The 19,724-nt window shown below is 55.2% G+C and carries 20 protein-coding genes, 5 tRNA genes and 1 other RNA gene; 10 read left to right on the top strand and 16 right to left on the bottom strand.

The window, feature by feature from the left end:
- Nucleotides 1-32: 32 nt before the first annotated feature.
- Complete coding sequence (gene pgl / locus F153LOC_RS14640; protein WP_102105234.1) at nt 33-1,028, bottom strand: 6-phosphogluconolactonase; 996 nt, start codon at nt 1,026-1,028, stop codon at nt 33-35.
- Nucleotides 1,029-1,169: 141 nt separating this feature from the next.
- Here pgl and F153LOC_RS14635 point away from each other — a divergent pair, with 141 nt between their 5' ends.
- Nucleotides 1,170-1,988 carry a pyridoxal phosphatase gene (locus F153LOC_RS14635; RefSeq protein ID WP_102105235.1) on the top strand — a complete coding sequence of 273 codons (819 nt, stop codon included), beginning with the start codon at nt 1,170-1,172 and terminating at the stop codon, nt 1,986-1,988.
- Here F153LOC_RS14635 and modC read toward each other — a convergent pair whose 3' ends face one another.
- The 4 genes from modC to F153LOC_RS14615 all read right to left on the bottom strand — a co-directional run bounded on the left by modC (nt 1,989) and on the right by F153LOC_RS14615 (nt 4,840).
- Nucleotides 1,989-3,047, bottom strand: a complete 1,059-nt coding sequence (modC, locus tag F153LOC_RS14630) for a molybdenum ABC transporter ATP-binding protein ModC (protein ID WP_102105236.1) — start codon at nt 3,045-3,047, stop codon at nt 1,989-1,991.
- 2 nt (nt 3,048-3,049) lie between these two features.
- Complete coding sequence (gene modB, locus F153LOC_RS14625) at nt 3,050-3,739, bottom strand: molybdate ABC transporter permease subunit (protein ID WP_102105237.1); 690 nt, start codon at nt 3,737-3,739, stop codon at nt 3,050-3,052.
- Nucleotides 3,739-4,512 (bottom strand): molybdate ABC transporter substrate-binding protein, encoded by a 774-nt coding sequence (gene modA / locus F153LOC_RS14620; protein WP_100777150.1) that lies wholly within the window; start codon nt 4,510-4,512, stop codon nt 3,739-3,741. Before modA ends, modB begins: the two co-directional genes overlap by 1 nt.
- A 178-nt stretch (nt 4,513-4,690) precedes the next feature.
- On the bottom strand, nt 4,691-4,840 hold the full coding sequence (locus F153LOC_RS14615) for an AcrZ family multidrug efflux pump-associated protein (protein ID WP_072241805.1): 150 nt from the start codon (nt 4,838-4,840) through the stop codon (nt 4,691-4,693).
- A 128-nt stretch (nt 4,841-4,968) separates the two neighbouring features.
- On the opposite strand from F153LOC_RS14615, the gene modE reads away from it, so the two are divergent.
- The 7 genes from modE to gpmA all read left to right on the top strand — a co-directional run bounded on the left by modE (nt 4,969) and on the right by gpmA (nt 12,764).
- Nucleotides 4,969-5,757, top strand: a complete 789-nt coding sequence (gene modE, locus F153LOC_RS14610; RefSeq protein ID WP_102105238.1) for a molybdenum-dependent transcriptional regulator — start codon at nt 4,969-4,971, stop codon at nt 5,755-5,757.
- Nucleotides 5,758-5,824: 67 nt separating this feature from the next.
- Nucleotides 5,825-7,297 carry a molybdate ABC transporter ATP-binding protein ModF gene (gene modF / locus F153LOC_RS14605; RefSeq protein WP_102105239.1) on the top strand — a complete coding sequence of 491 codons (1,473 nt, stop codon included), beginning with the start codon at nt 5,825-5,827 and terminating at the stop codon, nt 7,295-7,297.
- A gap of 205 nt (nt 7,298-7,502) precedes the next feature.
- Nucleotides 7,503-8,519: a UDP-glucose 4-epimerase GalE gene (galE, locus tag F153LOC_RS14600; protein WP_102105240.1), complete on the top strand. Its 1,017-nt coding sequence runs from the start codon at nt 7,503-7,505 to the stop codon at nt 8,517-8,519.
- A 9-nt stretch (nt 8,520-8,528) separates the two neighbouring features.
- Nucleotides 8,529-9,575 carry a galactose-1-phosphate uridylyltransferase gene (gene galT / locus F153LOC_RS14595; protein ID WP_102105241.1) on the top strand — a complete coding sequence of 349 codons (1,047 nt, stop codon included), beginning with the start codon at nt 8,529-8,531 and terminating at the stop codon, nt 9,573-9,575.
- Nucleotides 9,576-9,578: 3 nt separating this feature from the next.
- Nucleotides 9,579-10,727, top strand: coding sequence for a galactokinase (galK, locus tag F153LOC_RS14590; RefSeq protein ID WP_102105242.1), 1,149 nt, complete (start codon nt 9,579-9,581; stop codon nt 10,725-10,727).
- Nucleotides 10,721-11,761 (top strand): galactose-1-epimerase, encoded by a 1,041-nt coding sequence (galM, locus tag F153LOC_RS14585; protein ID WP_102105243.1) that lies wholly within the window; start codon nt 10,721-10,723, stop codon nt 11,759-11,761. The genes galK and galM overlap by 7 nt, the downstream gene beginning before the upstream one ends.
- A gap of 250 nt (nt 11,762-12,011) precedes the next feature.
- Nucleotides 12,012-12,764, top strand: coding sequence for a 2,3-diphosphoglycerate-dependent phosphoglycerate mutase (gene gpmA, locus F153LOC_RS14575; RefSeq protein ID WP_102105244.1), 753 nt, complete (start codon nt 12,012-12,014; stop codon nt 12,762-12,764).
- A 62-nt stretch (nt 12,765-12,826) separates the two neighbouring features.
- On the opposite strand, the gene aroG is transcribed toward gpmA, so the two are convergent.
- Nucleotides 12,827-13,879 carry a 3-deoxy-7-phosphoheptulonate synthase AroG gene (gene aroG / locus F153LOC_RS14570; protein WP_102105245.1) on the bottom strand — a complete coding sequence of 351 codons (1,053 nt, stop codon included), beginning with the start codon at nt 13,877-13,879 and terminating at the stop codon, nt 12,827-12,829.
- A gap of 317 nt (nt 13,880-14,196) precedes the next feature.
- Here aroG and F153LOC_RS14565 point away from each other — a divergent pair, with 317 nt between their 5' ends.
- Nucleotides 14,197-14,595, top strand: a complete 399-nt coding sequence (locus tag F153LOC_RS14565) for a YbgS-like family protein (RefSeq protein WP_102105246.1) — start codon at nt 14,197-14,199, stop codon at nt 14,593-14,595.
- 107 nt (nt 14,596-14,702) lie between these two features.
- On the top strand, nt 14,703-15,641 hold the full coding sequence (zitB, locus tag F153LOC_RS14560) for a CDF family zinc transporter ZitB (RefSeq protein ID WP_102105247.1): 939 nt from the start codon (nt 14,703-14,705) through the stop codon (nt 15,639-15,641).
- Here the strand turns inward: zitB and pnuC are convergent.
- From pnuC to pal, 10 genes are all read right to left on the bottom strand, one after another.
- Nucleotides 15,638-16,357, bottom strand: a complete 720-nt coding sequence (gene pnuC, locus F153LOC_RS14555; RefSeq protein ID WP_102105248.1) for a nicotinamide riboside transporter PnuC — start codon at nt 16,355-16,357, stop codon at nt 15,638-15,640. The genes zitB and pnuC overlap by 4 nt on opposite strands.
- Before the next feature lie 37 nt (nt 16,358-16,394).
- Nucleotides 16,395-17,438 carry a quinolinate synthase NadA gene (gene nadA / locus F153LOC_RS14550; RefSeq protein ID WP_102105249.1) on the bottom strand — a complete coding sequence of 348 codons (1,044 nt, stop codon included), beginning with the start codon at nt 17,436-17,438 and terminating at the stop codon, nt 16,395-16,397.
- Nucleotides 17,439-17,601: 163 nt separating this feature from the next.
- A non-coding RNA gene (locus F153LOC_RS14545) (RtT sRNA) lies at nt 17,602-17,726 on the bottom strand.
- 31 nt (nt 17,727-17,757) lie between these two features.
- A tRNA-Lys gene (locus F153LOC_RS14540) sits at nt 17,758-17,833 on the bottom strand.
- A gap of 30 nt (nt 17,834-17,863) precedes the next feature.
- Nucleotides 17,864-17,939 (bottom strand) — tRNA-Lys (locus F153LOC_RS14535).
- Between the two features lie 29 nt (nt 17,940-17,968).
- A tRNA-Lys gene (locus tag F153LOC_RS14530) sits at nt 17,969-18,044 on the bottom strand.
- Between the two features lie 2 nt (nt 18,045-18,046).
- A tRNA-Val gene (locus F153LOC_RS14525) sits at nt 18,047-18,122 on the bottom strand.
- 37 nt (nt 18,123-18,159) lie between these two features.
- Nucleotides 18,160-18,235 (bottom strand) — tRNA-Lys (locus F153LOC_RS14520).
- A 162-nt stretch (nt 18,236-18,397) separates the two neighbouring features.
- Nucleotides 18,398-19,192, bottom strand: a complete 795-nt coding sequence (gene cpoB / locus F153LOC_RS14515) for a cell division protein CpoB (RefSeq protein WP_102105250.1) — start codon at nt 19,190-19,192, stop codon at nt 18,398-18,400.
- 9 nt (nt 19,193-19,201) lie between these two features.
- Nucleotides 19,202-19,723 (bottom strand): peptidoglycan-associated lipoprotein Pal, encoded by a 522-nt coding sequence (pal, locus tag F153LOC_RS14510; protein ID WP_003858578.1) that lies wholly within the window; start codon nt 19,721-19,723, stop codon nt 19,202-19,204.
- Between the last annotated feature and the right edge of the window lies 1 nt (nt 19,724).

Below are 19,724 nucleotides of genomic sequence, written 5' to 3'. Positions count from 1 at the left end.
CGCAAATGCGAGGTTTTTTGTTTTCACGCCACTTAGTGCGCGTTTACCACCACCCACATTGGGCCCTGGCCTACGGCATAACGGCCTTTCTCTTCCAGCAGGCCCTGCTCGCCTTTGATTTCATACAGCGCGATGTGGTGGGATTTCTGCCCCGCCGCCACCAGGAATTTACCGCTGTTATCAATGTTAAAGCCGCGCGGCTGGGTTTCGGTTGGCTGGAAGCCTTCGATTGCCAGCACGCTGCCATCTTCAGAGATACTGAAAATGGTAATCAGGCTTGAAGTACGGTCGCAGGCGTAAAGATGACGACCATCCGGGGTGATGTGAATATCCGCCGCCCAGCGGGTGTCGGTAAAGTCTGACGGCATCATGTCCAGGGTCTGAACGCGTTCAATCTTGCCGTTCGGATCGTTCAGTGCCCACACGTCAACAGAGCTGTTTAGCTCATTCACCACATAGGCGTACTGCTGATTCGGGTGGAACACCATGTGGCGCGGGCCCGCGCCCTCAACGGTGGTGATTTCCGCCGGAGTCTGCGCAGCCAGGTGGCCGTCGTCGCCCAAGGTAAACAGGCAGATTCGATCCTGTTTCAGCGCTGGAACCCACAGCGTGCGGTTGTCCGGAGAGATATTGGCCGAGTGGCAGCCTTCCAGCCCTTCAACCACTTCCACGGTGTCGCGCGGAAGGCCATCTTCCAGACGCGTGACACTCACGCAGCCCGCATTGTAAGAACCGCTGAAGATGAACTGGCCTTTGCGATCGGTCGAGATGTGCGTCGGGCTACCCGGGAGCGGCGCTTCGGCGGTATAGGTCAGGGCACCATCGTCCGGTGCAATGCGGTAGGCCAGCACGCGAAACTCAGGACGCACGCCTACGTACAGAAAACGTTTATCCGGGCTGACAACCATCGGTTGCACCTGTCCCGGCACATCAACAACCTGCACCAGCGTGAGCGAGCCTTCCGCATTCAAACGCCAGACGTGGATCTGCTGGCTCTCAGGACTGGCGGTATAAACGGTTTGTTTCATGAATACTCCTCTCCTCACTGCGCGTGAAAGTGATTAACTTTTTAACGGTGAATGCTGAATTTTAGCCTGGCATTTTGTGGGTCACGCCTCTCGGTGTACCATCCCCTAAGACCATAATTCAACATTAACCCGGAAGAACAAATGACCTCGCGTGTGATTGCTCTGGATTTAGACGGTACGCTGTTAACCCCGCAAAAAACCCTGCTCCCCTCTTCGCTCGAAGCACTGAAACGTGCTCAGGAAGCGGCATATCAACTCCTGATTGTTACCGGTCGACATCACGTTGCCATTCATCCTTTTTATCAGGCACTGGCGTTAGATACACCTGCAATTTGTTGTAATGGCACTTATTTGTATGATTATCATGCAAAAAAGGTTCTTGAGTCCGATCCGCTGCCGGTGACTGAGGCGTTACAACTGATTGATCTGCTGGATGAGCACGCCATTCACGGCCTGATGTACGTGGATAACGCCATGGTCTATGAGCGCCCGACCGGGCATGTCATCCGTACCAGCAACTGGGCGCAGTCACTGCCCGAGGCCCAGCGTCCGGTCTTTACGCAGGTGTCATCTCTACGCCAGGCGGCTGCCGACGTCGATGCTATCTGGAAATTTGCCCTGACGGACGAAGATACGAACAAGCTGAACGCGTTCGCGAAACATGTTGAGCAGACGCTGGGGCTGGAGTGCGAATGGTCCTGGCACGATCAGGTGGATATCGCGCGTAAAGGCAACAGCAAAGGCAAACGCCTGACGCAGTTTGTTGAATCTCAGGGCGGGTCAATGAAAGACGTGATCGCTTTCGGGGATAATTACAATGACATTAGCATGCTGGAGGCTGCCGGCACTGGCGTGGCGATGGGCAATGCCGACGATGCCGTGAAAGCGCGCGCCAACGTTGTCATTGGCGACAACACCACCGACAGCATCGCGCAGTACATTTACACCCATCTGCTGTGATCAGGCGGTGATCGAGACACTCTTGATCTGCGCGTAAAGCCACAGGCCAGGTTTGATGCCAAGCTCATCCCTGGCCCACGGGCTGATGCGCGCCCATAGCTTTCTGCTGCCCACTTCCAGCTGCACTTCCACCTGGCCGTTATCGTCCACACACTGGGCCACTTTCGCGCGCAAAATATTACGAATACTGGTTTGCAACGGCGGCTGAAGTACCAGAGAAACATCCGACGCCTGAATGCGAATACGCAGCGCGGATTGCAGCGGCTTGTCGATCTTATTGACCCACAGATGCTGATCGCCCAGCGCCAGCGCCGTCATGGCGTAGTGCGGATGGTGCTCCAGCACGCTGACCTTCAGGATGCTGCTCTGCTGCTCTTTCGGCAGCCACGGATACATCACGCTGCTGCCCCACACCTCTTCCAGCGGCCCAAAGGCCTTCACGCTGCCGTTTTCCAGCACCAGCACGTTGTCCGCCAGATGCAGAATCTCGTCCAGCGAGTGGCTGACGTAGAGCATCGGAATGTTAATTTCCCGCGCCAGGCGTTGCAGATAAGGCAACAACTCGCGCTTACGCGGCAGATCGAGCGACGCCAGCGGCTCATCCAGCAGCAGGAGTTCCGGTGCGGTTAACAGCGCGCGGCCAATCGCCACACGCTGTTTTTCACCGCCGGAGAGCGACGACGGAAGCCGGTCCAGCAGCGATTCAATCCCCAACAGCGCGACCAGATTATCAAACTGACCGGCCATGCTTTTCGCCATGCCGTAGCGCAGATTGCCGCGCACTTTATAGTGCGGAAACAGGCGCGCGTCCTGGAACACATAGCCGATGCGCCGTTTTTCAGGGGCCAGGTAAATCTTATTTTCCGCGTCGTGAAGCACGCGATTGTTCAGCGCGATCCGCCCGGTTTGCGGGCGCGTCAGCCCGCTGATGGCATTAATCAGCGAGGTTTTTCCCGCGCCCGAAACGCCAAAGACGGCGGTAATTCCGCTGGCGGGCAACGTTTCGTTGAGCACCAGACAGTGGTTGCCGAGCGTTTGAGTAAAGTTGAGTTCCAGCATGATTATTTCCCCATCCGCTCGCGGCTCAGACGCGCCAGCCATTCAGAAATCAGCAGCGACACCAGCGCCAGCACAATGGAGATAATGCACAGCCGTGCGGCAGCCCCTTCCCCGCCCGGCGTTTGAATCAGGGTGTACATCGCCGACGGAATGGTCCGCGTTTCGCCGGGGATGTTTGAAACAAAAGTAATGGTCGCGCCGAATTCACCCAGAGAACGGGCAAACGCCAGTACCGTACCGACGATAATCCCCGGCAACGTAAGGGGAAGCGTAATGGTGAAAAACACCCACCAGCGCCCGGCACCGAGAGTGCGTGCCGCCTGCTCCAGCTTGATGTCCACCCCTTCCAGCGCCAGGCGTATCGCGCGCACCATCAGCGGGAAAGACATCACTGCCGCCGCCAGAACCGCGCCGCGCCAGCTAAAAGCAAACGTCAGGCCGAACCAGTCATACAGCCACTGGCCGATAAAACCGCGTCGCCCCATCGCGATCAGCAATAGGTACCCGACCACCACCGGCGGCAACACGAGAGGAAGATGAAGCACACTGTCGAGCAGGGCTTTGCCCGGAAACTGGCAGCGAACCAGCAGCCAGGCAAAAAAGATCCCAAAGGGCAAACTAAAGGCAACTGCCAGGGAAGAGACTTTAAGGCTCAGCAGCACGGCCTGCCATTCAGGATCGGTCAATATCATTAGTGAGTCGTAAATCCGTAACGTTTAAAGATGGCAGACGCTTCAGGCCCTTTCAGATAGTCGTAAAAGGCGCTGACCGTCGCATTTTTATGTCCATCAACAATAGCGATCGGGTATTCCACTTTCTTGTGCGAATCTTCCGGGAAGGTCCCAACCACTTTCACACCTTTACCGGCAACCGCATCGGAACCGTAGACAATCCCCAGCGGCGCTTCGTTGCGCTCCACCAGCGCCAGGGCGCCGCGCACATCTTCAGCCGGAGCCAGTTTCGGCGATAATGTATCCCAGGCACCCAGTTTTTGCAGCGCTTCTTTCGCGTAGATGCCTGCCGGAACGTGGTCCGGATCGCCCACCGCCAGACGCCCGTCTTTCAGCAGGCTGGTCCAGTTAGTCTCTTTGTTGATGGTGAACTCACCCTGCGCGCTGGCTTTTGGCGCAACCACCACCAGGCTGTTACCCAGCAGGGTTTCACGGGTGGCCGTATCGATCGATTTTTTCTCCACCGCGTAATCCATCCATTTCTGATCGGCAGAAATAAACAGATCCGCAGGCGCACCGGCTTCGATCTGGCGAGCCAGAGTGGAAGACGAGGCGAACGACGAAACCACATCGACGTTTTTCTCTTTTTTATACTGCGCCGCAATGTCCTGCATTGCGTTGGTCAGCGACGCCGCCGCAAAGACCGTGATTTTCCCTTCGTCAGCCAGTACCTGTCCGGCGACGGTAAGTGTCAGTGTTGCCCCTGCGAAAAGGCGTAACCATGTACGTGCCATTTGTAGCTCCTGTGAGTGTCGTTATATACAGACAAATATAACGATAACTGCAGGGATAACCTAGCGTTAAATCGTACCGTTTAAGGGGTAAACAAAGCTGATTCTGAAACTACTATCGGCGGGAGAGGCGGAAACTTGAGAGCAAAACGCCCGGACTGACCGGGCGTTTTGGGAGGAATTAATGCTGCTTTTTAGGCTGGTCTTTGTGACCGATGTTCGAAAAGACGTTGAACACTTCACCCAGGCCGTAGATGGCGCCGAGGATGATGGCCATCACTACGGGTACCATGATCACGGCGAATACCAGACTTTTCAACAACTCTAACATGGTTTTCTCCAGACACTGTGAATGGCGTATTCTACCCTGAAAAGTCAGAAAAACATCCCCTTTTGTGCGGTAGGCTTTGCGCTGTCGGGCAATTGGGTCACAATACGCTTTTTGCCAGGACACCGTCTATGCAGGCCGAAATTCTCCTTACCCTTCGACTTCAGCAGAAGCTTTTCGCCGATCCGCGACGTATTGCCCTGCTTAAACAGATAGAACAAACCGGTTCAATCAGCCAGGGCGCAAAGAATGCGGGCATTAGCTACAAAAGTGCCTGGGACGCCATCAATGAGATGAACAGCCTGAGCGAACAGACGCTGGTAGATCGGGCGACCGGCGGCAAGGGCGGCGGCGGCGCGATGCTAACCCGCTACGGCCAGCGCCTGATTCAGCTCTACGATCTGCTGGCGCAGATCCAGCAAAAAGCCTTCGATGTACTGAGCGACGACGACGCGTTACCCCTCGACAGCCTGCTGGCCGCCATCTCCCGCTTCTCCCTGCAAACCAGCGCGCGAAACCAGTGGTTTGGCACCGTGACCGCACGCGATCGCGACCAGGTTCAGCAGCACGTGGATATTCTGCTGGCCGACGGCACGACGCGGCTCAAAGTGGCGATTACCGCGCAGAGCGGCGAACGACTGGGGCTGGACGAAGGCAAAGAAGTGCTGGTGTTGCTGAAAGCGCCGTGGGTGAATATCACGCTGGATGAAAAGCAGGCCCAAGACGCCGATAACCAGCTGCACGGAAAGATCTGCCATATTGCGCGTGGCGACGAACAGAGCGAAGTGCTTATGACCCTGCCCGACGGGCAAGTGCTGTGCGCCACGGTCCCGCTGGCCGAATCAGAAGATTTATCGGAAGGTGCTGACGTCACCGCATATTTTAATGCTGACCGGGTGATTATCGCCACGTTGTGCTAAGTGCGTTGACAAACCTGCCGCCAGTGAGTATCCCTGATGCATATCGCTGCAAAAAATGGGATAAGTCATGTCATCATTGCAAATTTCGCAAGGCACGTTTCGTCTTAGCGACACACGAACTCTCTCACTGCCCGAACTCAACTTGCGCGCCGGCGAAAGCTGGGCGTTTGTCGGCACCAACGGCAGCGGCAAGTCCGCGCTGGCTCGCGCGCTGGCGGGTGAGCTCACCCTGCTTAAGGGAGAACGTCAGTGCAGTTTTACCCGCATCACGCGCCTCTCCTTCGAACAGCTGCAAAAACTGGTCAGCGACGAGTGGCAGCGCAATAACACCGATCTGCTCAGCCCAGGCGAAGAGGATACGGGCCGTACCACCGCTGAAATCATTCAGGACGAAAGAAAAGACGCTGCTCGCTGCCAGCAGCTGGCCGAACTATTTGGCATTACTGGCCTGCTGGAGCGACGCTTTAAGTACCTCTCGACAGGGGAAACGCGCAAAACTCTGCTTTGCCAGGCGCTGATGAACGAGCCGGATCTGTTGATCCTCGATGAGCCGTTCGACGGGCTGGATGTGCAATCCCGCGCGCAGCTGGCCTCCCTGCTCGCGACGCTGAACCAGCAGGGCTATACCCTGATGCTGGTTTTGAACCGTTTCGATGAGATCCCCGATTTTGTGCAGTTCGCGGGCGTGCTGGCGGATTGTTGTCTGACAGAAACCGGCGAAAAAGAGGCGCTGCTTCAGCAGGCCCTGATCGCCCAGCTGGCACACAGCGAAAAACTCGACGGTATTGCACTCCCCGAGCCAGACGCCCCTTCGGCGCGGCATTTGCTGGACAACCACCAGCCGCGCATCGAGCTGAAAAACGGTACCGTCTCTTATAACGATCGCCCGATCCTCGATCGGCTGAGCTGGACGGTGAACCCCGGCGAGCACTGGCAGATCACCGGCCCCAACGGCGCGGGGAAATCCACGCTGCTCAGCCTGATTACCGGCGATCATCCCCAGGGTTACAGTAACGATCTGACGCTATTTGGCCGTCGTCGCGGCAGCGGCGAAACCATCTGGGATATCAAAAAACACATCGGCTACGTCAGCAGCAGCCTGCACCTCGATTACCGCGTCAGCACCACGGTGCGAAACGTGATTTTGTCGGGATATTTCGACTCCATTGGTATCTATCAGGCAGTTTCTGACAAACAGCACAAGCTGGCACAGGAGTGGCTGGATATTCTGGGGATGGATAGACGCGTGGCGGATGCGCCGTTTCACAGTTTATCGTGGGGACAGCAGCGGCTGGCGCTGATCGTCCGCGCGCTGGTGAAGCACCCTACGGTGCTGATTCTGGATGAACCGCTGCAGGGCCTCGACCCGCTTAATCGCCAGCTGATCCGCCGCTTTGTGGACGTTTTAATCAGCGAAGGCGAAACGCAACTGCTGTTCGTTTCCCACCATGCGGAAGATGCGCCATCCTGTATCACCCACCGGCTGGAGTTTGTTCCTGACGGCGAGCACTATCGCTATGAGTTAAGCCGCATTCGCTGATCGTTCTCTCAGAGGGGCGTGCCCCTCTTTTTCAGACAACCTGCAGTAATACATTGTTATCTCTTTGATTTATAATGGGCCATCTCATTACAAATTCGCGTGCGTGATTCAGTGTAACCGATTCCACTATTTTATCCCATGTCACACTTTTCACGTCTCTGTTATGCTATGGTTATTACATACCATAAGCCTAATGGAGCGAAATATGCGAGTTCTGGTAACGGGTGGTAGCGGTTACATTGGAAGTCATACCTGTGTGCAACTGCTGCAAAATGGCCATGATGTCATCATCCTCGACAACCTGTGCAACAGTAAGCGCAGCGTGCTGCCCGTCATTGAGCGCCTTGGCGGAAAACAGCCCACGTTTGTGGAAGGCGATATCCGCAACGAAGCGCTGATGACCGAAATGCTTCACGACCACGCCATTGATACGGTGATTCACTTTGCGGGCCTGAAAGCGGTCGGCGAATCCGTCGCTAAGCCTCTCGAATACTACGATAACAACGTGAACGGTACCCTGCGCCTGATCTCCGCGATGCGCGCCGCGAACGTGAAAAACTTTATCTTCAGCTCATCGGCCACCGTCTACGGCGACCAGCCTAAAATTCCTTACGTCGAGAGCTTCCCAACCGGCACGCCGCAAAGCCCATACGGCAAAAGCAAGCTGATGGTGGAACAGATTCTGGCCGATCTGCAAAAAGCGCAGCCGGACTGGAGCATCGCTCTGCTGCGTTATTTCAACCCGGTTGGCGCACATCCGTCAGGCGATATGGGCGAAGATCCGCAGGGCATCCCGAATAACCTGATGCCTTACATCGCGCAGGTGGCCGTGGGCCGCCGCGACTCGCTGGCAATATTTGGCAACGACTACCCAACCGAAGATGGCACCGGGGTGCGCGACTACATTCACGTCATGGATCTGGCCGATGGTCACGTGGCGGCAATGCAGCAGCTGGCGAATAAACCCGGCGTGCATATTTATAACCTCGGTGCTGGCGTGGGCAGCAGCGTGCTGAACGTGGTTAACGCCTTTAGCAAAGCCTGCGGCAAACCGGTGGCGTATCACTTCGCGCCACGCCGCGATGGCGATCTTCCCGCGTACTGGGCAGATGCCTCCAAAGCCGACAAAGAGCTTAACTGGCGTGTCACGCGCACACTGGAAGAAATGGCACAGGATACCTGGCACTGGCAGTCACGCCATCCCCAGGGCTATCCGGATTAAGGATCCGACATGACGCAATTCAACCCCGTCGATCATCCGCATCGGCGTTATAACCCGTTAACCGGGCAATGGATTTTGGTCTCTCCGCATCGTGCGAAGCGCCCATGGCAAGGCGCGCAAGAGACGCCGGCGAAACAGACGCTGCCTCAGCATGACCCGGACTGCTTCCTGTGTCCGGGGAATACCCGCGTCACCGGCGATAAAAATCCGGATTATCAGAGCACGTATGTGTTTACCAACGATTTTGCTGCCCTGATGACCGACACGCCGGATGCCCCGGAAAGTGACGATCCGCTAATGCGTTGCGAAAGCGCGCGCGGCACCAGCCGGGTGATCTGCTTCTCGCCGGACCACAGCAAAACGCTGCCGGAGCTGAGCCTCAGCGCCCTCACCGACGTGATCAACACCTGGCAACAGCAGACCGCCGAGCTGGGACAGGATTATCCGTGGGTGCAGGTTTTTGAAAACAAAGGGGCGGCGATGGGCTGCTCTAACCCGCATCCGCATGGCCAAGTGTGGGCGAACAGCTTCCTGCCAAATGAAGTTGAGCGCGAAGATCGTCTGCAAAAAGCTTATTACGATGAAAACCAGTCAGCGCTGCTGGCGGATTACGTTCAGCGCGAGATGGCTGACGGCAGCCGCACGGTCGTTGAAACCGAACACTGGCTCGCCGTAGTGCCATACTGGGCGGCGTGGCCGTTCGAGACGCTGCTGCTGCCAAAAGCCCACGTCCTGCGCATTACCGATTTGAGCGATGCCGAGCGTGACGATCTGGCCCTGGCGCTGAAAAAACTGACCAGTCGCTATGACAATCTGTTCCAGTGCTCTTTCCCCTATTCCATGGGCTGGCACGGCGCGCCGTTTAATGGCGAAGAGAATCAGCACTGGCAGTTACACGCCCATTTTTATCCGCCGCTACTGCGTTCCGCGACGGTGCGTAAATTTATGGTGGGCTATGAGATGCTGGCAGAAACCCAGCGCGATCTGACGGCAGAACAGGCGGCAGAACGTCTTCGTGCCGTCAGCGATGTCCACTACCGCGAATCAGGAGTCTAATAAATGAGTCTGAAAGATAAAACACAATCCCTGTTTGCTGAAAAATTCGGCTACCCTGCCACCCACGCGATACAGGCTCCTGGCCGCGTTAATCTGATTGGTGAGCACACCGACTATAACGATGGTTTCGTTCTGCCTTGTGCGATCGATTATCAGACCGTCATCAGCTGCGCCAAACGTGACGACCGCACCGTGCGGGTGATTGCCGCCGATTACGACAATCAGATCGACGAGTTTTCCCTTGATGCGCCGATTGTGGCTCATGATACCCAGCAGTGGTCAAACTACGTGCGTGGGGTGGTAAAACACCTGCAAAAGCGCAATAAAAACTTCGGCGGCGCGGATCTGGTGATCACCGGTAATGTTCCGCAAGGCGCAGGCCTGAGTTCCTCTGCCTCTTTGGAAGTGGCGGTAGGCACCGTATTCCAGCAGCTTTATCATCTGCCGCTGGACGGGGCGCAAATCGCCCTCAACGGCCAGGAAGCGGAAAACCAGTTCGTCGGCTGTAACTGCGGGATTATGGACCAGCTGATTTCTGCGCTCGGTAAAAAAGAGCATGCCCTGCTGATTGACTGCCGCACGCTGGGCACCAAAGCCGTCTCCCTGCCGAAAGGCGCGGCGGTGGTTATTATCAACAGTAATTTCAAACGCACGTTGGTCGGCAGTGAGTACAACACCCGCCGTGAGCAGTGTGAAACCGGCGCGCGCTTCTTCCAGCAGCCTAAACTACGTGATGTTTCGTTAAACGAATTCAATAAAGTGGCGCACGAACTGGACCCGGTCGTGGCCAAACGCGTGCGTCACGTTCTGACCGAAAACGCCCGTACCGTGGAAGCAGCCTCTGCGCTGGAGAAAGGCGATCTGAAACGCATCGGCGAACTGATGGCGGAATCCCACGCCTCCATGCGCGATGATTTCGAGATCACGGTTCCGCAAATTGATACGCTGGTTGAGATCGTGAAAGCGACCATCGGCGAGAAAGGCGGCGTGCGCATGACCGGCGGCGGTTTTGGTGGCTGCATTGTGGCGCTGATTCCGGAAGAGCTGGTTCACGCCGTTCAGGATGCCGTGGCGAAACAGTATGAAGCCAAAACCGGTATTAAAGAAACCTTCTATGTCTGCAAAGCAACCCAAGGAGCTGGACAGTGCTAAACGAAACGCCAACCCTCGCCCCTGACGGTCTGCCGTATCGCCTGTTGACCCTGCGTAACAGCGGAGGAATGGTGGTGACGGTGATGGACTGGGGCGCAACGCTACTCTCTGCCCGCGTACCCATGCCAGACGGCAGCGTGCGCGAGACCCTGCTCGGCTGCGCATCGCCGGAACAGTACGTCAACCAGGCGGCTTACCTGGGCGCCTCTGTCGGACGCTACGCTAACCGTATCGCCAAAAGCCGCTTCGATCTGGACGGTAAAACCTATTCCTTAGCGCCAAGCCAGGGCGAGAATCAGCTCCACGGTGGCATGGAAGGTTTTGATAAACGCCGCTGGCGTATCGTGCAGCAGAATGACAGCGAAGTGCTGTTTGCGCTGGAATCCGCCGACGGCGATCAGGGCTTCCCCGGTAACCTCTCCGCCTCTGCCCTCTTCCGCCTGACGGACGATAACCGTATCAGTATTGAATACCGTGCGACGGTCGACCAGCCTTGTCCGGTCAATTTGACCAACCACGCCTATTTCAATCTCGACGGCGATCAGACGGATGTGCGCAATCACAAATTGCAGATCCTGGCCGATGCGTATTTACCGGTCGATGCGATGGGAATTCCCCTTGAAGGACTGAAGTCCGTAGAGGGCACCAGCTTTGATTTCCGCGTCGCGAAAACCGTCGCAACGGATTTCCTGAGCGACGACCATCAGCGCAACGTGAAAGGCTATGACCACGCATTCCTGCTGCAGGCCAAGGGAGATGCTACCCAACCTGCCGCTCAGGTGTGGTCCGCCGACGAAAAGCTGCAGATGACGGTGTATACCAGCGCTCCCGCCCTGCAATTCTATTCCGGGAACTACCTCGGCGGTACGCCTGCGCGCGAACAGGGTGATTACCACGACTGGCAGGGAATGGCGCTTGAAAGTGAGTTTCTGCCGGATAGCCCTAACCATGCCGAGTGGCCACAGCCTGACTGCATTCTGCGTCCGGGCCAGGAATATGTGAGCGAGACCGTTTATCAGTTTATCGCCCGCTAACAATATTGGGTGGCGCATTGTTTCCCCGGCCCCACCCGAACGACATCCCGCCAGGCCCTCATGCTGAGGGCTTTTTTTGTCCGTCTTGCTGAAAATAGCGTCGATCGCGGACAAAATCATAACCCTCAATTCACAAGCATCTTACACTGGGCCACTATTTTCGCTATGGTTAGGGTTAAGCGTTGCCGCCTGAGCGATCACGGCAATATAATGAGAATTGTTATCATTCAATAAGCTTAAGGAGTGCAATATGGCTGTAACTAAGCTGGTCCTGGTGCGCCACGGCGAAAGCCAGTGGAACAACGAAAACCGCTTCACCGGTTGGTATGATGTTGATCTGTCTGAGAAAGGCGTAAGCGAAGCAAAAGCTGCAGGTAAACTGCTGAAAGATGAAGGCTTCAGCTTTGATTTTGCTTATACCTCTGTGCTGAAACGTGCCATCCACACTCTGTGGAACGTGCTGGACGAACTGGATCAGGCCTGGCTGCCGGTTGAGAAATCCTGGAAGCTGAACGAGCGTCATTACGGTGCGCTGCAGGGGCTGAACAAAGCTGAAACCGCTGAAAAATACGGTGACGAGCAGGTTAAGCAGTGGCGTCGTGGTTTTGCGGTAACGCCACCAGAGCTGACCAAAGACGATGAGCGTTATCCGGGCCACGATCCGCGTTACGCGAAACTGACTGATGCTGAGCTGCCACAGACTGAAAGCCTGGCGCTGACCATCGATCGCGTTGTGCCTTACTGGAACGACACCATTCTGCCGCGCATTAAAAGCGGTGAGCGCGTCATCGTTGCCGCTCACGGTAACTCCCTGCGTGCGCTGGTGAAATACCTGGATAAGATGGGCGAAGACGAAATCCTTGAACTGAACATCCCAACGGGCGTACCGCTGGTGTATGAGTTCGATGAGAACTTCAACCCAATCAAACGTTACTATCTGGGTAACGCTGACGAAATCGCAGCGAAAGCGGCGGCGGTAGCGAACCAGGGTAAAGCGAAGTAATGATTCGCCCGATATAAAAAAAGCGTGGAGCAATCCACGCTTTTTTATTGGATTAAGAAGGATTAACCGCGACGCGCTTTAACCGCGTTTGCCAGCTGGCGCAGGATCGCGTCAGTATCTTCCCAGCCGATGCAGGCATCAGTGACGCTCTTACCGTAAACCAGCGGCTCGCCGCTCTCCAGGCTCTGATTACCTTCCACCAGGTGGCTTTCAATCATCACGCCGATCACGGCTTTCTCGCCGTTAGCCAGCTGCTGGCAAACGTCCGCGCCCACTTCCATCTGCTTTTTGAACTGCTTGCTGGAGTTAGCATGGCTGAAATCGATCATCACATTCGGTGACAGACCCGCTTTTTCGAGGCCCGATTTCACTTCTGCGACGTGTTTTGCGCTGTAGTTAGGCTCTTTACCGCCACGCAGAATGATATGGCAGTCGCCATTCCCGCTGGTATTGACGATAGCAGAGTGCCCCCATTTGGTGACCGACAGGAAACAGTGCGGCGCACCGGCGGCGTTGATGGCGTCGATCGCCACTTTCATGGTGCCATCGGTACCGTTTTTGAAACCGACCGGGCACGAAAGACCCGACGCCAGTTCGCGGTGAACCTGAGATTCCGTGGTACGCGCACCAATCGCGCCCCAGCTCATCAGATCGGCCAGATATTGCGGGGTGATCATGTCCAGGAACTCGCCTGCGGCCGGTAATCCGCTGTCGTTAATTTCCAGCAGCAGTTTGCGCGCGATGCGCAGCCCGTCGTTGATCTGGAAGCTGTTATCCATGTGCGGATCGTTAATCAGCCCTTTCCAGCCCACCGTGGTGCGTGGTTTTTCAAAATAGACGCGCATGACGATTTCCAGCTCACCTTGCAGCTCTTCACGCAGGGTCAGCAGGCGCGCAGCGTACTCTTTTGCCGCCGCAGGATCGTGAATGGAACAAGGGCCAATCACCACCAGCAGGCGATCGTCGTTACCTTTCAGGATCTTATGGATCGCTTTGCGGGCATGAGAAACCGTATTGGCGGCGTTTTGCGTGGCGGGAAATTTTTCAAGGAGCGCTACAGGGGGTAATAACTCATTGATCTCTTTGATGCGTAAATCGTCGTTCTGATAATTCATGATCGTTCCGGCTCTGACATATTTTTAGTAATGAATGCAATCCTTTCAATCTAACTTGTCAGCCTGGAAGTGTAAACGGGCTTTTACACTTCGCACGGATAATTCCTGGAATTACCCTAAAAAACGCGACAAAGTAGCGAATAACGAGATCTGCCCTAAACTTTTTAAATGTAACCACTCTGTTTATGCATTTAAACGTGATTCTATCCTGACATAAGCTCAGATAATGGAATCTTTGACCACTCAGCGATTGATTTCGCGGATGCACTGTTGGAAGAAGTTATCCAGCAAATAACGACCAGAACAGGAGCAGCATGATGAAAATGACTAAACTGGCAACCCTTTTCCTGACAGCAACCCTGACCATGGCGAGCGGCGCAGCGCTTGCAGCAGATTCTACGGGTTCAGATAATAATGGCCAGGCGAACGCTGCAGCTGCAGCAGGCCAGGTCGCGCCGGACGCCAAACAGAACGTGGCGCCAAACAATGTTGATAACAATAATATCAACACGGGCAGCGGAACCAGCGGCGGTACCATGCTGCACCCGAACGGGACCGACTCGGGCACCATGAACCATGACGGGATGACCAAGGACGAAATTCACAAAAACTCGATGTGTAAAGACGGGAAATGTCCGGACATCAATAAGAAAGTTGAAACCGGCAACGGCATCAACAACGATGTTGATACCAAAACCGATGGCACAACGCAGTAATACGAGTCGGATCGGATAAATGAAGGAGAGCGAAGGCTCTCCTTTCTTTTTTGTGCAAAATGTTAAAAAATCTACACTTAGAATGATTACTCATCAGGACAGAGTTCATGGCGCACACGCATTCGCATTCACACTCTCCAGGGGACGAAAACGCTAAACGTCTGATGCTGGCTTTCGGCGTCACGGCCACGTTTATGGTTATCGAGGTTATCGGCGGGCTGATTTCTGGCTCTCTGGCATTACTGGCGGATGCGGGCCATATGCTCACGGATGCCGCAGCGCTGCTGTTTGCGCTGATCGCCGTGCAGTTTTCCCGCCGTCCACCCAACGCGCGCCACACCTTCGGCTGGCTGCGTCTCACGACTCTCGCCGCTTTCGTCAATGCCATTGCGCTGGTGGTGATTACGATTTTGATTGTCTGGGAGGCGTTCCAGCGCTTCCGCGACCCGCAGCCTGTCGCCGGAACGACGATGATGGTGATTGCCGTGGCCGGGCTGCTGGCCAATGTCCTCGCCTTCTGGATTTTGCATCGCGGTAGCGCAGAGAAAAACCTCAACGTCCGCGCGGCCGCGTTACACGTGCTGGGCGATCTGCTGGGCTCGGTCGGGGCGATTGTGGCGGCACTGGTGATTATCTCCACCGGCTGGACACCGATCGACCCCATCTTGTCGGTGCTGGTCTCCTGCCTGGTGCTGCGCAGTGCATGGGGATTGTTACGCGAGAGTGTGAACGAACTGTTGGAGGGTGCGCCCGTTTCGCTGGATATTTCGGCGCTGAAGCGCAAGCTGTGCCGGGATATTCCGGAAGTGCGCGATGTTCATCATGTGCATGTCTGGCTGGTGGGCGAGAAACCGGTGATGACCCTGCATGTCCAGGTGATCCCTCCGCACGACCACGATGCACTTCTGGGTCGCATTCAGCACTTCCTGGAGCACCACTACGAGATTTCGCACGCCACTATTCAGATGGAGTATCAGACCTGTAGCGGGCCGGACTGCCATCTCAATGAGACGCAGCCCGACCATTCACACCATCACCACCATTAACTGGATAGCGCGCGGGAGCCACGCTGACGCGCGCTGTTAATCCACATCCGGCTGCCGTTCAGGGCGATAAAGGTGAGGAGCAGATATTCCAGCGACATGGCGTAGACGCCCTGCAACGCGAAGATCACCACGCTTATCACGTTAATGATGACCCACAGCAGCCAGTTCTCGACGTATTTACGCGTCATCAGAATCATCGCTGCGATCGACAGCACCATCATGCAGGAATCCCAGAACGGGAACGCATCGGGCTGCAGTTCAGGCATGGTGACGTTTAACCCCATGCTGGACATCACCGACACTGCCACCCGCGTCAGGAAACCAAATACCGGATTGATGTAGACCGTCATCAGGCCAATGGCGACGACACAGGCCGCGAGCCAGGCGATGGCTTTTGGCAGAGGTAGCCAGCGAATCTGTAGCTCCGCTTCCTGAGCGCTGTTTTGCCGGGACCATGCGTACCAACCGTAGATATTCGCGGCGAAGAAAAAGAGCTGCAACAGCAGGCTGGCATAGAGCTGGATCTGGAAAAAGATAATCGCGAACAGCGTGACGTTAATCAGGCCGAACGCGTAGTTGCTGATCTTCTCCAGACTTGCGAGCCAAATGCAGAGCAGCCCCGCCAGGGTGCCGATAGCTTCAATCCATGACAGGTCGTAGCCGCCCGCCCCGATTGGTATATGAACCAGGATATTCTGCGTGCTAAAAAAATCCATCTTTTCCCCAGAGCGTACTGATACGCGTTATCTCATCTCAGGAGCGTAGTGTAGCCGCAAAATCGAGCATACGGTTAAGAGGAATTAACGCCCCCTCACGCAACGCAGCGTCCACATGGATCTCATGTGCCGCTCCGCCTGACTCCAGACCTTCAGCAATCGCCTTAAGACCATTCATCGCCATCCACGGGCAATGCGCGCAGCTGCGGCACGTGGCGCCTTCTCCGGCTGTTGGGGCTTCGAACAGCTCTTTGTCCGGAACCGCCTGCTGCATTTTATAAAAGATGCCGCGATCGGTGGCGACGATCAGCTTCTGCTGCGGCAGAGTTTTCGCGGCGTTGATCAGCTGGCTGGTGGACCCCACCGCATCAGCCATATCGACTACCGACTGAGGTGACTCCGGGTGGACAAGGATCGCGGCGTCAGGATAGAGGGCTTTCATGCGTGCCAGCGCCTGGGTTTTAAATTCGTCGTGCACAATACATGCACCCTGCCAGCACAACACATCCGCGCCAGTTTGCTTCTGCACGTAGTTGCCCAAATGTTTGTCCGGCGCCCAGATGATCTTCTGCCCGAGACTATCCAGATGCTCAATGAGTTCGACGGCGATACTGGAGGTGACCACCCAGTCTGCACGCGCTTTGACAGCGGCGGAGGTGTTGGCGTAAACAACGACGGTTCTGTCCGGATGGGCATCGCAAAACGCGCTGAATTCGTCGATCGGACAGCCTAAATCCAGAGAACACTCCGCATTAAGCGTAGGCATCAGAATGGTTTTTTCCGGGCTGAGGATCTTTGCCGTCTCGCCCATAAAGCGAACGCCAGCCACCAGCAGCGTTGAGGCCGGATGTTTCGCACCAAAGCGGGCCATCTCAAGAGAATCGGAGATACAACCGCCGGTCTCTTCGGCCAGCTGCTGGATTTCGGGATCGGTGTAGTAATGAGCGACCATTACCGCATCACGCTCCTTCAGCAGGCGCTTTATTTTTTCACGGTAGAACTGTTTTTCGTCCCGGTTTAAAGGCACGGGCTTAGGCGGGAAAGGATAGATTGCGGCTTCAGGATCAAACATCACGCTCATCATTGCTTCTCGTTTTACTGGCTTAACAATAATGTCTCTCTTTTGCGTTATGAACGAAAGATACGACAATTGTGTTTTGTATACTAAACAAGATAGCGCGTTGAGGGAAAAAAGTCACAATATTTGGATAGCAAAAAGGCGCCTTTAGGGCGCCTTTCTACATTGGTGGGTCGTGCAGGATAACTCGTTTCGCTCGCCCTTCGGGCCGTCGCCGCAGGCGGCTCCGTTGTCTCACTGCGTTCGACTCGAACCTGCAGCAGGTTCTCATCCTGCCGAATCGCGCATAGCAAAAAGGCGCCTTTAGGGCGCCTTTCTACATTGGTGGGTCGTGCAGGATTCGAACCTGCGACCAATTGATTAAAAGTCAACTGCTCTACCAACTGAGCTAACGACCCCTTTCGGGACTTGCAAATTTTTATTCAGGCTGGTGGGTCGTGCAGGATTCGAACCTGCGACCAATTGATTAAAAGTCAACTGCTCTACCAACTGAGCTAACGACCCATTCGGGTGTTGCCTGAATTTTGTAGTATTGGTGGGTCGTGCAGGATTCGAACCTGCGACCAATTGATTAAAAGTCAACTGCTCTACCAACTGAGCTAACGACCCGATGGTGGGTGATGACGGGCTCGAACCGCCGACCCCCTCCGTGTAAAGGAGGTGCTCTACCAACTGAGCTAATCACCCAACGCCGTACTACAGGGCACTACAGGAAAATCTTAAGTGGTGGGTCGTGCAGGATTCGAACCTGCGACCAATTGATTAAAAGTCAACTGCTCTACCAACTGAGCTAACGACCCACTTTTTTCGCGGCTTTCGGGCTGTTCGATATCCCTTGGCAACGGCGGCATATATTACTGATTTAAGAATTCAGCGCAACAAAAATTTCGACGAAGATCACTTAACTGCTTACGAATCAGGCGGCACGACCAGAAATAACGCGATTTCTGGTCATGCGACACTCAACCCATCGATCCAAGACGTTTTTGCGCTTGTTTCGCACCTTCGGTGCCTGGGTACTTCGCGACCACCTGCTGATAAACGGCCTTCGCTTTCGCGCTGTCGCCTTTATCCTGCATGATGACGCCGACCTTAAACATGGCATCAGGGGCTTTAGGCGATTTTGGGTAATTTTTTACCACAGAGGCAAAATAAAACGCCGCATCATCCTTTTTACCCTTGTTGTAGTTCAACTGACCAAGCCAATAATTCGCATTTGGCTGATAAGTTGAGTCAGGGTACTTTTTCACGAAGTTCTGAAACGCCGCAATGGCATCGTCCTGACGCGATTTATCCTGCACCAGGGCAATAGCTGCGTTGTAGTCAGTATTTGCATCACCGCTCTGTACAGGCGCGCCTGTCGAAGCTGACGCATCTGCTGCCGGTGCCGGAGTGGCTGTCGCCGCCCCGCTCTGATCGCCCGCCGCAGGTTGCGCTGCAGCGCCGCCGTTACTCATGCCGTCGATCTGCAACAGGATCTGCTTCTGACGCTCGACAACCTGATTCAACTGATACTGACTTTCCTGGATCTGACCACGGAGAGAATCAATATCGTTTTGGTTATCAGAGAGCTGCTGCTGGAGTTGGGTTAAAAGCTGACTGTGAGCGTTAGAAATACGCTCGAGTTGAGTGACACGGTCTTCGACCGAGCCGGAGCCGACACTACTGATTGGTGCCTGAGCAAAAGCGGCCCAGGGGGCCGCTATTCCAACCAGTAACGACAGACTCAAAAGTTGATGTCTGAAGTTACTGCTCATGCAATTCTCTTAGTAAACCAGTACGGCACGACGGTTTTTGGAGTAAGCCGCTTCGTCATGACCCAGTACTGCAGGTTTTTCTTTACCGTAAGAAACGATGGAAATCTGGTCAGCAGAAACGCCTTTACCCTGCAGGTACATCTTAACGGCGTTCGCACGACGCTCACCCAGGGAGATGTTGTACTCAGGAGTACCACGTTCGTCAGCATGACCTTCTACGGTGACTTTGTAAGATGGGTTGCTACGCAGGAAGTTTGCGTGCGCATCCAGCATCGCAGCGAAGTCAGAACGGATGTCATACTTGTCCAGATCGAAGTAAACAATGTTGTTCTGCTGCAGCTGCTGCATCTGAAGACGCGCTTGCTCTTCAGAAGACATATTGCCGTTACCGTTAGCGTCCATACCAGTGCCGGCACCCATCATGCCTTCGCCGCTCTGGTCGTTGCTTGCATTCTTGTTGGAAGAACACGCCGCGATTGCCATTACAGGCAGAGCGATCATCAGCCCCTTCAGCACTTTGTTCAGTTGCATT

The sequence above is a fragment of the Lelliottia sp. F153 genome (genome assembly GCF_002870005.1).
Classification (GTDB): Bacteria; Pseudomonadota; Gammaproteobacteria; order Enterobacterales; family Enterobacteriaceae; genus Enterobacter; species Enterobacter nimipressuralis.
This window is presented reverse-complemented; position numbering and strand designations above follow the sequence as displayed.